The sequence below is a fragment of the Kribbella koreensis genome (assembly GCF_039525325.1).
In the GTDB taxonomy this organism is placed as follows: domain Bacteria; phylum Actinomycetota; class Actinomycetes; order Propionibacteriales; family Kribbellaceae; genus Kribbella; species Kribbella koreensis.
This window is the reverse complement of record NZ_BAAAHK010000001.1, coordinates 439,979-452,528: the sequence shown is the minus strand read 5'-3', so window position 1 is coordinate 452,528 and position 12,550 is coordinate 439,979. Positions and strand designations below refer to the sequence as shown.

14 protein-coding genes are annotated in these 12,550 nt (G+C 68.0%); 10 read left to right on the top strand and 4 right to left on the bottom strand.

Annotation, left to right across the window (positions count from 1 at the left end; translation table 11 throughout):
- Nucleotides 1–45: 45 nt before the first annotated feature.
- From pafA to ABD116_RS02085, 3 genes are all read left to right on the top strand, one after another.
- Nucleotides 46–1,407, top strand: coding sequence for a Pup--protein ligase (gene pafA / locus ABD116_RS02095; RefSeq protein ID WP_020386528.1), 1,362 nt, complete (start codon nucleotides 46–48; stop codon nucleotides 1,405–1,407).
- Between the two features lie 273 nt (nucleotides 1,408–1,680).
- On the top strand, nucleotides 1,681–2,664 hold the full coding sequence (locus tag ABD116_RS02090) for an FKBP-type peptidyl-prolyl cis-trans isomerase (RefSeq protein ID WP_343964151.1): 984 nt from the start codon (nucleotides 1,681–1,683) through the stop codon (nucleotides 2,662–2,664).
- A 226-nt stretch (nucleotides 2,665–2,890) separates the two neighbouring features.
- Nucleotides 2,891–3,205, top strand: coding sequence for a hypothetical protein (locus tag ABD116_RS02085; protein ID WP_343964149.1), 315 nt, complete (start codon nucleotides 2,891–2,893; stop codon nucleotides 3,203–3,205).
- A gap of 63 nt (nucleotides 3,206–3,268) precedes the next feature.
- Here ABD116_RS02085 and ABD116_RS02080 read toward each other — a convergent pair whose 3' ends face one another.
- The 3 genes from ABD116_RS02080 to ABD116_RS02070 are packed head-to-tail and all read right to left on the bottom strand — an operon-like array spanning nucleotide 3,269 to nucleotide 5,862.
- Nucleotides 3,269–3,745 carry a hypothetical protein gene (locus ABD116_RS02080; protein ID WP_343964148.1) on the bottom strand — a complete coding sequence of 159 codons (477 nt, stop codon included), beginning with the start codon at nucleotides 3,743–3,745 and terminating at the stop codon, nucleotides 3,269–3,271.
- A gap of 31 nt (nucleotides 3,746–3,776) precedes the next feature.
- Nucleotides 3,777–4,874, bottom strand: a complete 1,098-nt coding sequence (locus ABD116_RS02075) for a DUF3866 family protein (protein ID WP_343964235.1) — start codon at nucleotides 4,872–4,874, stop codon at nucleotides 3,777–3,779.
- A 19-nt stretch (nucleotides 4,875–4,893) separates the two neighbouring features.
- On the bottom strand, nucleotides 4,894–5,862 hold the full coding sequence (locus ABD116_RS02070; RefSeq protein ID WP_343964147.1) for a hypothetical protein: 969 nt from the start codon (nucleotides 5,860–5,862) through the stop codon (nucleotides 4,894–4,896).
- A 100-nt stretch (nucleotides 5,863–5,962) separates the two neighbouring features.
- Between ABD116_RS02070 and ABD116_RS02065 the strand changes: the two genes are divergently transcribed.
- Both ABD116_RS02065 and ABD116_RS02060 read left to right on the top strand, forming a co-directional pair.
- Nucleotides 5,963–6,925: a helix-turn-helix transcriptional regulator gene (locus tag ABD116_RS02065; protein WP_343964145.1), complete on the top strand. Its 963-nt coding sequence runs from the start codon at nucleotides 5,963–5,965 to the stop codon at nucleotides 6,923–6,925.
- 34 nt (nucleotides 6,926–6,959) lie between these two features.
- Nucleotides 6,960–7,940: a helix-turn-helix transcriptional regulator gene (locus tag ABD116_RS02060; protein WP_343964143.1), complete on the top strand. Its 981-nt coding sequence runs from the start codon at nucleotides 6,960–6,962 to the stop codon at nucleotides 7,938–7,940.
- Between the two features lie 5 nt (nucleotides 7,941–7,945).
- On the opposite strand, the gene ABD116_RS02055 is transcribed toward ABD116_RS02060, so the two are convergent.
- Nucleotides 7,946–9,142 (bottom strand): winged helix DNA-binding domain-containing protein, encoded by a 1,197-nt coding sequence (locus tag ABD116_RS02055; RefSeq protein WP_343964141.1) that lies wholly within the window; start codon nucleotides 9,140–9,142, stop codon nucleotides 7,946–7,948.
- A gap of 118 nt (nucleotides 9,143–9,260) precedes the next feature.
- On the opposite strand from ABD116_RS02055, the gene ABD116_RS02050 reads away from it, so the two are divergent.
- The 5 genes from ABD116_RS02050 (at nucleotide 9,261) to ABD116_RS02030 (ending at nucleotide 12,502) form a co-directional block, all read left to right on the top strand.
- Nucleotides 9,261–9,452 carry a hypothetical protein gene (locus tag ABD116_RS02050; RefSeq protein WP_343964139.1) on the top strand — a complete coding sequence of 64 codons (192 nt, stop codon included), beginning with the start codon at nucleotides 9,261–9,263 and terminating at the stop codon, nucleotides 9,450–9,452.
- 51 nt (nucleotides 9,453–9,503) lie between these two features.
- Nucleotides 9,504–9,794: a twin-arginine translocase TatA/TatE family subunit gene (locus tag ABD116_RS02045; protein ID WP_343964137.1), complete on the top strand. Its 291-nt coding sequence runs from the start codon at nucleotides 9,504–9,506 to the stop codon at nucleotides 9,792–9,794.
- A gap of 76 nt (nucleotides 9,795–9,870) precedes the next feature.
- Nucleotides 9,871–10,629, top strand: coding sequence for a twin-arginine translocase subunit TatC (gene tatC, locus ABD116_RS02040; protein ID WP_343964135.1), 759 nt, complete (start codon nucleotides 9,871–9,873; stop codon nucleotides 10,627–10,629).
- Nucleotides 10,629–11,501, top strand: a complete 873-nt coding sequence (locus ABD116_RS02035) for a diacylglycerol/lipid kinase family protein (RefSeq protein WP_343964133.1) — start codon at nucleotides 10,629–10,631, stop codon at nucleotides 11,499–11,501. The genes tatC and ABD116_RS02035 overlap by 1 nt, the downstream gene beginning before the upstream one ends.
- A 137-nt stretch (nucleotides 11,502–11,638) precedes the next feature.
- Nucleotides 11,639–12,502 carry a chitosanase gene (locus tag ABD116_RS02030; RefSeq protein ID WP_343964131.1) on the top strand — a complete coding sequence of 288 codons (864 nt, stop codon included), beginning with the start codon at nucleotides 11,639–11,641 and terminating at the stop codon, nucleotides 12,500–12,502.
- Nucleotides 12,503–12,550 lie beyond the last annotated feature (48 nt).

Here is a 12,550-nt window from a genome sequence, read left to right as displayed (position 1 = left end):
TGAGACGCGACCCGATTGTCGGAACGGGGTCGTAGGGTGGGGACTGTGAACCGGCGAATCTTCGGCCTGGAGAACGAGTACGGAGTCACCTGCACTTTTCGCGGTCAGCGCCGACTGACCCCCGATGAGGTGGCCCGGTACTTGTTTCGGCGCGTCGTGTCCTGGGGGCGGAGCAGCAACGTCTTCCTCCGCAACGGGGCGCGGCTCTACCTCGACGTGGGCTCCCACCCGGAGTACGCGACCGGCGAGTGCGACTCGGTCACCGACCTGATCGCGCACGACAAGGCAGGGGAGCGGATCCTCGAAGGGCTGCTCGTCGACGCGCAGAAGCGGCTGCACGACGAGGGCATCTTCGGCGACGTCTACCTGTTCAAGAACAACACCGACTCGGCCGGCAACAGCTACGGCTGCCACGAGAACTACCTGGTCAGCCGGCACGGTGACTTCGCCAAGCTCGCCGATGTGCTGATCCCGTTCCTGGTCACCAGGCAGCTGATCTGCGGCGCCGGCAAGGTGCTGCAGACGCCGCGCGGCGCGGTGTACTCCGTGAGCCAGCGCGCCGAGCACATCTGGGAGGGCGTCTCCAGCGCGACGACGCGGTCCCGCCCGATCATCAACACCCGCGACGAACCGCACGCGGACGCCGAGCGGTTCCGCCGGCTGCACGTGATCGTCGGCGACTCGAACATGTCCGAGACCACGATGCTGCTCAAGGTGGCCAGCACCGACCTGGTGCTGCGGATGATCGAGGCCGGCATCGTGATGCGCGACCTCACCCTGGACAACCCGATCCGGGCGATCCGCGAGATCAGCCACGACATGACCGGGCGGCGCGAGGTCCGGCTGGCCAACGGCCGCGAGGCGAGCGCCCTCGACATCCAGGGCGAGTACCTGACCAAGGCCCGCGACTTCGTCGACCGCCGCGAGCTGGGCACCCCGGCCGTCGAGCGGGCGCTGAACCTGTGGGAGCGCTGCCTCAAGGCGATCGAGTCCGGCGACCTGTCCGGGATCGAGCGCGAGATCGACTGGGTGATCAAGTACCGGCTGATCGAGCGGTACCGCCAGCAGAACAACCTCGGCCTGGCCAGCCCGCGGGTCGCCCAGCTCGACCTGGCTTACCACGACATCCACCGGCCCCGGGGCCTGTACTACCTGCTCGAGCGCAAGGGCGCCGTCACCCGGGTGGTCGACGACCTGCGGGTCTTCGAGGCCAAGTCGGTGCCGCCGCAGACGACCCGGGCGCGGTTGCGCGGTGAGTTCATCAAGCGGGCGCAGGAGCGCCGCCGTGACTTCACCGTCGACTGGGTGCACCTGAAGCTCAACGACCAGGCCCAACGGACGGTCCTGTGCAAGGACCCGTTCAAGTCCCACGACGAGCGCGTGGAAAAACTCATTGCGAGTATGTAAAAGAAGAGGCTGTGGTGGGGGCACGACGAGCGCGTCGAGAAGCTCATCGCGAGCATGTGAGCTGGCTGTACGGCGTACTCGGGCAACCTGTGAGGCCGCTGGGAGTCTGCTGGACAGCAGTTCGCGACGCTGCGTGACGTGATCGAACGGTGACTGAGGTGCCTGGTCTGCGGCTTGTCCGCGCAGGCTAGGGTGGGCGAGTTCATCTGGCCGTATATCCAGGCGGGCCCGCCGACGGCAGGGCCGTGCCGTGAGATTTCGAGGTGCTCGTTCGTGCGCAAGTTGTTGAGTCTGGTCGCGGTGCTGGCGCTGGGGACATCCCTGGCCGCCTGCGGTTCCGATGATTCCAAGGCCGGGTCCGGAGGCGACTTCGGCAAGATCGGGATCAAGGCGACCGAGGAGTTCGGCAAGAAGCCGACCGTCACCCACAAGGACGGGGATCCGGACAAGACCCTGCAGACCGAGGTCCTCAAGGAGGGCGACGGCCCCGAGGTCAAGAAGGGTGAGCTGCTCACCGCGAACTACCTCGGCCAGATCTGGCGCGACGGCAAGGTCTTCGACAACTCCTACGACCGGGGCGCGCCCTCGTCGTTCCCGATCGGGATCGGCGGCGTGATCGCCGGCTGGGACGAGGCACTGGTTGGCAAGAAGATCGGCAGCCGGGTGCTGATGTCGATCCCGTCCGACAAGGGCTACAAGGAGACCGGCAACGAGCAGGCCGGGATCAAGGGTGACGACACGCTGATCTTCGTCGTCGACCTGGTCGGCGTGGCCGGCAACGACACCAAGCTCGACGCCGACCCGGTCGCCGCTCCGGCGACGCCGTTCAAGGTCACCGGCGAGCTCAACGCGGCGCCGACGCTGGTCGTCCCGAAGGGCACGAAGGCTCCGGCCAAGCCCGGCAAGCCGGTCGTCATCGCCACCGGCAAGGGCAAGCCGATCGAGAAGGGCAGCCAGCTGATCGGCCGCTACGTCGTCTACGACTACGCCGGCAAGAAGCAGGCGAGCACCTGGGACCCGCAGCCGGCCTCGCAGACCGGACCGGCCCAGCCCGGCCTCCCGACCGACAAGCTCCAGGTCGGCCCCGGCCCGAACGGTCAGGCCGGCGCACTGGACGGCCTCGCTGGTATGCCGGTCGGCAGCCGCGTCCTGGTCGAGCTCCCTGCAGGCAAGGACGAGAAGGGCAAGGTCACCAGCCCTCCGGCGATCGCCATCCTCGACATCCTCAACGCCTTCCCGGCGCCGAAGCAGCAGTAGCTCCACCTCAACACCCAAGGCAAGGCCGTCGCCCACCGGGCGGCGGCCTTGTTTCGTCGCAGGTCGAGGAAATCGCGACGGTGACCGCCCGACTGCGAAGAGTTGCAGCAACGTGCAGAATCATTGTCCTGGCCAGAAGTTGCTAGCTAGCGTCAACCATCGCGGATTCGCCTGCCACCGCAGAAAGAATCCGGATGCAGTCCGCTCGCTGAATCGGAGTACGCATATGCGCAACAAACTGTCTGTCCTGGGCATGGTCGGTGCCCTCTTGATCGGTGTGCTGACGGTCGGGGTCGCCGCGCCGGCGAACGCCACGGTGACCGGTTGTACGGCCCGCCGGATCGCCGGATCGCCGTACCCGGGTGGCGAATCTCTTTGTACGGACCGATCCCACCAGGTTCTGCTGACCTGTAAGAAGGGCGCGTTCAACAACGACGAGGACAGCTGGCTGGGCCCTGTGGCCGCCAAGAACAAGACATCCCGCAAGTTCTGCACTTCCGAGTACCCGGTCTTCGTCAGCGCGGACGTGTGGTACCTGTAGTAGCAGTGATGGGGGTGGGGCGGCGGTACTTCGGTACCACCACCCCACCCCCATCCTTTTGCGTCAGGAGCGTTTGAACCAGCGGTTCGCGTCCGGCTGGTACATCAGGACGACTCCGGTGATGACCGCCATCACGTGGATGCTGCGGATCATCGCGAAGGCGACGAAGTCCGCGCTGACGTCGATCGCGTCGAAGTCGCCGTTGCTGACCAGCCAGTGGATCGGGCCGACGATCAGGGTCGCCATGCCGATCACGCCGAGCAGGACCGCCAGGAGATGGCGGGACCAGTTACGGCCGAGCCGGAAGTACCTGTCGATCACGACGAACACCCCGCCGTAGACGATGGCGCGGAACGCGATCTGGGCGACCAGCGCCGGCCACGCCATCGAGCCGGCGAGCGCGCCGATCACGCCCAGGACCGACTCGGCGACACCTGCGCCGACCGCCAGGAACCACGCGGCCGTCGCGGCCCGCACCGGGACCGGCGGTTCCATCCGGACGGTGTCGTGAATCGTGAGGTCGCGCTGCGTGGTTGCCATGCTTCCACTCTGGCGGCCATGGCCCGGGGTTTCAGGAGTACTGAGACCCCGACCCGGGTGGTGGTATGTCCACCAGCCCCGCGGCGTGGCGCCCGGCTGCAGCGGCCGCTTCGAAGTAGGCGCGGTCTGCGTCCAGGTCCCGGCCCATCGTCGACAGCTTGACCGGGGCGGTCGCCAGGGCGTCGTACAAGCCGTCCACAGAGACCCGTACGACCCGGTGCCGTCCCTTGAGGGGTTCGGCCGCGTCCCTGACGGCGTCGCCGAATTCTCCGTCCAGATCCGGTACTACGACGTCCGCCGGCTGCAGCGCCACCCGCCCGTACGCCGTGAGGCTGTGGTGCGAGATGCCTCGGTGCCGTGGTCGTGGGTCGGCCTCCGAGATGCGCAGCGACGCCACGGCCCGCCCGCCAAGCGTGCCGACCGCATTGACCGCCTCACCCGACTGCACTCCGGAGAAGCCCCAGCGAGTACCAGTGCCGAGGTTGCCAGGCCCCTGCGTCAGTACGACCACTTCGGCCGCCAGCACGTGTACTGCGGTCAGCAACCCGGTATGAACGGTCACTGCCTCCCGGTCGCCGCCATACGCCTGCCCGACCGTCACAGTCCCGCCAAGCCATCCGGCATCCCGCAGCGCCGAGACAGTCCGTGAGAACGCCAGCGGCAAGGCCCCGCCATCCGTCATCACGTAGACCACGCGAGTACCGGGTCGGGCCTCGAACACGCCGGCCAGTACTGCGGGCAGCGCCGAGTGGAGGTCAGCCACCACGACCGGCGTACCGAAGAGGTCGTCGGCATCTCGTAGTACTGCGTGGTCGGGCGAGTCCTGCTCGTCCGCACCGAGCACCATGGACTGCAGTGGCGTGTAGCGGGCCTTGACCAGGTGCCCGGTCTCGGGCGGGTCAGCTGGGAGCCGGTCGGGGATGGCGACGACCAGTGCATAGCCGCCGGTGCCCAGGCCTCGGTCGAGAGCGCCCACATTGAGCAGTACTCGGTCGCCGACGACAGGGGAGCCGACCAGGTCTGGGTAGGCCAGTGACCGCACATCCCGGTCACCGACCACCACAGTCAGCTCCTGCGCCCCGGTCCAGCTCCGCCCGAGCCCACTAACGATTCCTTCACGCCACCGCATCACACGGTGACTGTAGTAGTCAGGAGCCGCAGTCGAAGACGTGGTGATCCTCGTAGTAGACCCGGCCCGAGTCCGACAGGCCGATGGCATAGCCAGGACCGGCCGTGCGAACAGGCTGGCCACGCCGGATGAAGTCGGTGACCGCCGGGGCTGCGGACGGCGTCCTGGTGATCGTGAAGTCCCCGCCGGCGTTCACCTCGCCGGCCCTGGCCTCGGTCGCCGCTATGACCGTCTCGGTGTCCGTGGCCAGGTTCCAGCTGACGACGGACTGGCCGTCCTCGCCGATGGCGATGCCGTTGCGGACCGCGGACGGCCAGGTGTAGGCCTGATCCGTGGCAGGCAGTAGCCGGTAGCCGCCATCGGCCGGCCAGACGACCGGCTGACGGGTGAGCATGCCGAACTGGTCCTGTTTGCCGGCGAACCCGACGACCGTGCCGTCATCGTCGATGTCCTTGGCTTCCGCCGAGGTGAGCCCGTCGGGCACCGGCAGTGCCCGCGGCTCGTTGCTGGGCGACCACACGACCCCCTGGCTGCCCGAGGCGGTGGTGATCACACCGGCGACCTCGCCGGCAGCGTTGATCGCCACCGCTTTGGCGGAGTCGGCGCCGGCCGGCAGCGGGAGCGTGGTGCGCTGCGTCCCGCGAGCCCGCCAAGCGCCCACCGATTCGCCGCTGGCGTAGCCGAACCCCACGACCTCGGCCCGCACATTCACGTCGAGCGGCTCGATGTAGCCGTCGAGCAGCGGGATCATCGTCTCGGCGACACTGTTGCGCCAGATGCCGACACCGAGCCGCCCGGTCCGGTCGCCCAGCTGAGCCACCTGGTACCGGCCGGACGGATCGGCCGCGGTGATCGGGGACCGCTCCCAGGACGCCAGCGGGGTCAGGTACGAGTCGGAACAGGCTTCGGCGGCGGCTGCGGACTGCACCTGCAGGAGGGCGGTCGACGCGAGAGCCAGCACGGCGAACCCGGCGGAGGTTCTTCTCATGGCGAAACTCTGGCAGCGGCCGGGGGTCACGAAGAATCTTTTCCGGTGCCGTCGAAGGTTAGAACACATGTTCGCGCCGAACACCCCGTAAGGTGGTCGGGTGTCGGCGCGGAAGAGTGAGCGGCTGCTCAATGTGGTGATCTGCCTGCTGGTCGCGCGCACCTACGTGACCAAGGAGCGGATCCGCGAGGTCGTCGAGGGGTACGCCGGGCAGACCGACGACGCCTTCGAGAAGATGTTCGAGCGCGACAAGGACGAGTTGCGCGATCTGGGCATCCCGATCGAGATGGGCACCATCGACAAGTTCTTCTCCGACGACGTCGGCTACCGGATCCGCCGGGATGTCTTCGAGCTGCCCGAAGTGCACCTGGAGCCGGACGAGGCCGCCGTACTGGGGGTCGCCGCGCGGGTCTGGCAGCACGCCAGCCTGGCCGAGGCGACCACGTCGGCTGTGCTCAAGCTGAAGGCCGCCGGGATCCAGACCGACCAGTCCGCGCTGAGCGCGATCGAGCCGCACGTCGGCGCCTCCGAGCCGGCCTTCGACCCGCTGTGGTCGGCCGTCGTGAGCCGCACCGCCGTACGGTTCGAGCACACTCGCAGCGGTGGTTCGGCGCCGACCACCCGCACGCTCGAGCCATGGGGGATCGTCTCCTGGCACGGCCGCTGGTACGTCGTGGGTCGCGATCGCGACCGTCAGGCGACCCGGATGTTCCGGATGTCGCGGATCGGCGGCAACGTCAAGACGGTCGGCCCGCCGAACGCGTTCACCGTGCCCGAGGGCACCGACATCCGCTCGCTGGTCAGCGAGCTCGCGCCGCCACGGCCGACGTCGGAGGCGAAGGTCCGGGCGCGCACCGGCTCGGCCGTGAGCCTGCGTCGACGCGCGAACGCGATCGAGCCGTACGAGGAGGGCTGGGACCTGCTGCACGTCCCGTACGCCGACTCCGAGGTCCTCGCCGAGGAGATCGCGTCCCTCGGGCCGGATGCCGTGGTCGAAGGGCCGGGCGACGTGCTGGACGGCGTACTGCGACGCCTGCGTACCGTCGCCGGGGTGGCCGTATGAGCCGCCGAACCGACAACCGCAGCGAGGTCGCGGCATGAGCAATGCGCGTGACCAGGTGCAGCGGCTGCTCGCACTGGTGCCCTACCTGCGTGAGAACGACGGCGCCCGGGTGGACGACGTTGCGGCGGAGTTCGGCGTACGGCCGAAGCAGATCATCGCGGACCTGAAGGTGCTGTGGTTCTGCGGTCTGCCCGGCGCCCAGATGGGCGATCTGATCGAGATCGACATCGACGCGGCCGAGGGCGACGGGGTGATCCACCTCAACAACGCCGACTATCTGGCGCGCCCTCTGCGCCTGGCAGCCGACGAGGCGCTCGCCTTGCTGACCGCGCTGCGCACCCTGCGCGACGTGACAGCCGGCAATGACCGCGACGCCGTCGACCGGGCCATCGCGAAGCTGGAGACGGCCGCGGGGGAGGGGGCTGCTGCGATCGAGGGCTCCGCTGCCCACGTCCACGTCGAGCCCGCTGCGCCGGAGATCGCCGACCTGGTCAACCGGGCGCTGGCCGGCAAGCGACGCATGCACCTCACGTACGACGTACCGTCTCGCGACGAGACCACCGAGCGAGACGTCGATCCCATGCGTCTGGTGGTCTCCGAAGGCCGCAGCTACCTCGAGGCGTGGTGCCGCCTGGCGGAGGACGTCCGCCTCTTCCGCCTCGACCGAATCGCCGCGGCCAAGCTCCTGGACCTCCCCAGCGAGCCTCCACCCGAGGCGACTCCCCGCGACCTCTCCAACGGCATGTTCCAGCCCTCAGAGCAAGACCTACTCGCCACGGTCAAGCTCGAGCCCCCCGCACGCTGGGTCGCCGAGTACTACCCGATGGAGTCCGTCGAAGAGACCGCCGGCAACTCCCTGACCGTGAAACTCCGAGTAGCCGACACCGCCTGGCTCCAACGGCTCATCCTCCGCCTAGGCGGCACCGCCACAGTCCTGGACCCCCAAGACCTGGGCAAACAAATAGCCGCCACCGCCCGAGACGCCCTCTCCGCCTACGACGACCAACTCCAGTAGGCACCTCAGCGTTTCGAGAGTTCGTCCTCCAGCGGTGAGGGGCGGCGGCCGCGGGGAGTGATTCGGACGCCGGCTAGCCATTGGGTCCAGCGGTGGGCTTCGGATTCGATGGCGGTAGCTGTTTCGTGGTCTACGTCGTCGAGTAGTTGGTAGCGGACGTCGCCGGATTCTGGTTGGCTCCAGCCGCCGACTATGCGGCCGTTGGCCCAGACGGAGGGGCCGATGTTGCCGGTGGTGTCGAACATTCGGGATTTGTGGTCGCCCAGGTACCAGGAGCGGTCTTTCCAGCCCATGGGGGTGGGGTCCAGGGCGGGGAGGAACGCTACCCAGGGCTCTGGCTCCGGTGATGGCGCCTCGTCGCCGGGGAGTACGTAGCCGGTGGAGCCGTCCAGGTCGACCTCTACTGCTTCGACTGTGGTTAGGGCCTTGCGGGTCTGGCCTAGGGTCCAGCCGGCCCACCACTGGAGGTCTTCTACGGTGCCGGGGCCGAAGGAGGTCAGCCAGGCGCGCGCAAGAGTCGCCCGGGCTTCGTCGGCCGGTTGCTTGTCGCCGAAGCCGTCGGGGAGCCAGTTCTCGACCGGGGACCACTGGTGCTGGCCGCTCAGCCAGGTGCCGAGCGGGCGACCACGGACGATCCGGCCCTCGGCGGAGAGTTGGAAGAGGACGCGGCTCGTCACGTACGGCTGCGCGGCGTACGACTTGCCAGGCGCCATCACCAGCCGGCTGCGCAAGCGCGGCTCATCGGCCGACAACTCCGAAGCCGTCGCCGATCCGCGCAGCGCGAGGGCAGTAGCCGTCGACTCCTCGACCGACCGCAACCACTGAGCGCACGCCTCGGCATCGGCCGCGATCCCCGCCTCGGCCAGATGCTTGACGAGCAGTTTCCGCTGCTTCTCCGCGATGTCGTCAGTACAAGCAGCCTGTACTACGGGAGCGAACGCCGTCGGTACGACGAACACCGTTCGCCGCATCCCCAGCATCCGGATCAAGGTCCGATCGTCGTACAGCGCCCGCTCGGTCCCCGCCACCTCGCTGCCCGGCACCCGGGCGGCGATCGACAGGTGAACGGTCGCCGGATCCGTCCCGTGCAGCACCACCATCGACCGAGCCGCCTCGACCGGATCCCCCGCCTGTGCCGACCCAGCCAGCCGATGCCGCAGCCCGAGCCGGGCCCGCCGCTCCGCCACCGAAATCCGTTCCATCAAAACGCCCCCTGAGGTCTCTGCTTCCCCTGTTCTTACCATCACGTTCCGACACCGTTGTCCACCGCGACGGGCTGCGGGGAAGGGTCGTGACCGGGAACCGGATAGGCTCTTGGGCATGTATTGGCTCTTGCTCTTCCTGGGCGTGGTGGCGGTGTGGATCCTGGTCCTCGTGCTGCTCGCTCGGAAGCTGTGGGGTCAGGCCAAGGCACTGACACGTGAGTTGGTAACCGCCCAGTCCAAGCTCGAGGACGCGCAGTCTCAGGCGAGGTCCGCCCGGACCGCCGAGGACGCACAAGCTCGGGCGTAGTATCGGCGCTCACGGTTGAGCCACAAGTAGAAGTCGGTAGGGAGTTTCGTCATGGTTGCGTATCTCGGAATGCCTCAGGGCGCTGAGTGGCTCGTCATTCTCGCGATCGTCGTGCTGCTGTTCGGGTCGGCCAAGCTGCCGGCGCTGGTGAAGCAGCTCGGCAAGTCGAAGAAGATCTGGGAAGAGGAGGTCGGCCCGTCGTCCCGCAAGAAGGAGGGTGAGCTGACCGAGGGCACCCAGGCGCCGACCCAGCCGGTCAACCCGCCGGTGCAGGCCCCCAGCCAGCAGCCGAACGGCCAGGCCCCGGGCGACGGCTTGCCGCCGACCCACACGGCCAACTGAGCCGCGCGCTCCACCTGTGACAACGGTGAGGATCGGACGACGGAAAGAGCGTCGCCCGAAGGACGAAGAGGGTCGGATGACCCTCCGCGAGCACATCATCGAGCTGCGCAACCGGCTGCTCATCAGCGTGCTCGCGATCGTCATCGGGACGGTGGCGGCCTGGTTCTTCTACGACGAGGCGTTCAGGTTCCTGACGCATCCGTTCAGGACCAGCATCACGGAGCTGGCGCTGAAGAACGACCAGCCCAAGCCGCTGCTGACGTTCCCCGGCGTCGGTGATCCGCTGACCTTCCGGATCAAGATCTCCGCGCTGATGGGCGTCGTCGCCGCCGGTCCGATCTGGCTGTTCCAGTTGTGGGCGTTCATCGCGCCCGGGCTGCACCGCAACGAGAAGAAGTGGGCGGTACTGTTCGCGGCGATCGCCGCCCCGCTGTTCGCGGGCGGCATGGCGGTCGCGTACTGGACGCTGCCCAAGGGCATCGCGATCCTGATCAGCTTCACCCCGGAGCAGATCCAGAACCTGGTCGAGCTGCCGCACTACCTGGACTTCGTGATCCGGACGATGCTGGTCTTCGGTATCGCCTTCCTGATCCCGCTGATCGTCGTTCTGCTGAACATGCTCGGCGTGGTGCCGTCCTCGGTACTGGGCAAGTTCCGGCCGTACATCATCCTGGTCATCTTCATCTTCGCGGCGGTCGCGACCCCGAGCGGTGACCCGTTCACGATGTGTCTGCTGGCGATCCCGATGTGCCTGCTGTTCTTCATCGCCGAGGTGATTACCCGGGTGCTCGACAAACGCAAGGCCCGCCAGGCCGAAGAACTGCTGGCCGACTGATGACCCGCAAGATCGCGCTGGTGGTCAACCCCACCAGCGGCAGAGGGCTGGGCGCACGGGTCGCCCCGGTGGTCCGCGCGGAGCTGGAGGCCGGCGGCCTGACCGTCGACGAGTACACGACCACCTGCGCCGAGGACGTCGGCCGGATCAGCGCCGAGGTGATCGCCTCCGGTGCTGACGGCGTGGCGCTGGTCGGCGGCGACGGCACGATCCATCTCGGCGCCCAGGTGCTGGCCAGGTCGGGCATGCCGTTCGGCGTGATCCCGGCCGGCACCGGCAATGACTTCGCCCGCGGCATCGGCGTACCGCTGAAGGATCCGAAGGCCGCGGCCGCGCTGATCGTCAGGGGACAGACCCGGGCGGTCGACCTGGCGACGGCCAAGGACGAGTACATCACCACCGTCGTGGCCGGCGGCTTCGACTCGTTGGTGAACAAGCGCGCCAACGCGATGACGTGGCCGAAGGGCAACGCCCGCTACACGCTGGCCACCTTCGCCGAGCTGCGCACCTTCACGCCGATCTCGTACATCGTGACCGTCGACGGCGAGGTGCTGGAGACCGATGCGATGCTGGTGGCCGTCGGCACCGGTCCGACGTACGGCGGGGGACTGCAGATCTGCGCCGGCGCCGGGATCGACGACGGGCTGCTCGACGTCACGATCATCAAGCCGGTGTCACGGCTGACCCTGCTGCAGATGTTCCCGAAGCTGTCCAAGGGCTCCCACCTCGGCCACCCGGCGGTGCACACCCTGCGCGGCCGGTCGATCCGGCTCGAGTCGCCCGGCGTCACGGCGTACGCCGACGGCGAGATCCTCGGCCCGCTGCCGGTCGACATCGGCGTCGCCCCGGGCGCGCTGACCGTGTTCGCCTGAGTCAAACCAACGTTCGAACCGGTTAAGTTCGCGTCATCACTGAACGAATCTCACCGATCTCTGTTCGTCATCGGATTTGTCTGATAGGAAAGCTTCCTAACAGATAAACACCCCTCGACGCCCCTCGGAGGAGATTCGTGTTCAACGCCCCCGCGAACACCAAGAGCAGCACCCGCCGGCTCGCCGGCATCTTGCTGGGCCTCGCCGTCGCTGCCGCCCCGGCGACCGCGTACGCCTCGCCGCTGCTCGAGCACGGCACCACCGCCACGCACGCCCAGAGCAGCGTGCAGGCAGTCGGGCTGGACGACCCGGCGAAGAAGGAGATCGCGATGAAGATCGTCTCCAGCGCGGAGAACTCCTCGCTGGACTGGAAGGCGCAGTACAAGTACATCGAGGACATCGACGACGGCCGCGGCTACACGGCCGGCATCATCGGGTTCTGCTCCGGTACCGGCGACATGCTGGACCTGGTCAAGCTGTACAAGCAGAAGAAGCCGGGCAACGTCCTGCAGAAGTACCTGCCGGCGCTGGAGAACGTGGACGGGACCGACTCGCACGAGGGTCTCGACCCGAACTACACCAGAGACTGGAAGACCGCCGCGAACGACTCGGTCTTCAAGGCCGCGCAGGACAGCGAGCGCGACCGGGTGTACTTCAACCCGGCCGTCAGCCGGGGCAAGTCCGACGGCGTCGGCGTGCTCGGCCAGTTCATGTACTACGACGCGATCGTCATGCACGGCGACGGCAGTGACGGCACCAGCTTCGGTGGCATCCGCAAGCGCGCACTGACCAAGGCCAAGCCGCCGGCCCAGGGCGGTAACGAGACCACTTGGCTGAACGCCTTCCTCGACGCCCGTGTCTGGGCGATGAAGCAGGAGGAGGCGCACAGCGACACCAGCCGGGTCGACACCGCCCAGCGCGTGTTCCTCCGCAACGGCAACCTCAACCTCAACACCCCCCTCGACTGGAAGGTCTACGGAGACTCCTTCCACATCAGCTGACCCTGACCAGCTGAAGACAGCCCCTGCCGCCCGAGTGTCCCCGGGCGG

What these genes read in the sequence shown, in the direction of transcription:
- tatC (WP_343964135.1), top strand. Translation starts at nt 9,871, where the DNA reads ATGACCCTCCGCGAGCACATCATCGAGCTGCGCAACCGGCTGCTCATC.
- ABD116_RS02070 (WP_343964147.1), bottom strand. Translation starts at nt 5,862, where the DNA reads ATGAGAAGAACCTCCGCCGGGTTCGCCGTGCTGGCTCTCGCGTCGACC.
- ABD116_RS02080 (WP_343964148.1), bottom strand. Translation starts at nt 3,745, where the DNA reads ATGGCAACCACGCAGCGCGACCTCACGATTCACGACACCGTCCGGATG.
- ABD116_RS02055 (WP_343964141.1), bottom strand. Translation starts at nt 9,142, where the DNA reads ATGGAACGGATTTCGGTGGCGGAGCGGCGGGCCCGGCTCGGGCTGCGG.
- ABD116_RS02075 (WP_343964235.1), bottom strand. Translation starts at nt 4,874, where the DNA reads ATGCGGTGGCGTGAAGGAATCGTTAGTGGGCTCGGGCGGAGCTGGACC.
- ABD116_RS02035 (WP_343964133.1), top strand. Translation starts at nt 10,629, where the DNA reads ATGACCCGCAAGATCGCGCTGGTGGTCAACCCCACCAGCGGCAGAGGG.
- ABD116_RS02045 (WP_343964137.1), top strand. Translation starts at nt 9,504, where the DNA reads ATGGTTGCGTATCTCGGAATGCCTCAGGGCGCTGAGTGGCTCGTCATT.
- ABD116_RS02085 (WP_343964149.1), top strand. Translation starts at nt 2,891, where the DNA reads ATGCGCAACAAACTGTCTGTCCTGGGCATGGTCGGTGCCCTCTTGATC.
- ABD116_RS02050 (WP_343964139.1), top strand. Translation starts at nt 9,261, where the DNA reads ATGTATTGGCTCTTGCTCTTCCTGGGCGTGGTGGCGGTGTGGATCCTG.
- ABD116_RS02060 (WP_343964143.1), top strand. Translation starts at nt 6,960, where the DNA reads ATGAGCAATGCGCGTGACCAGGTGCAGCGGCTGCTCGCACTGGTGCCC.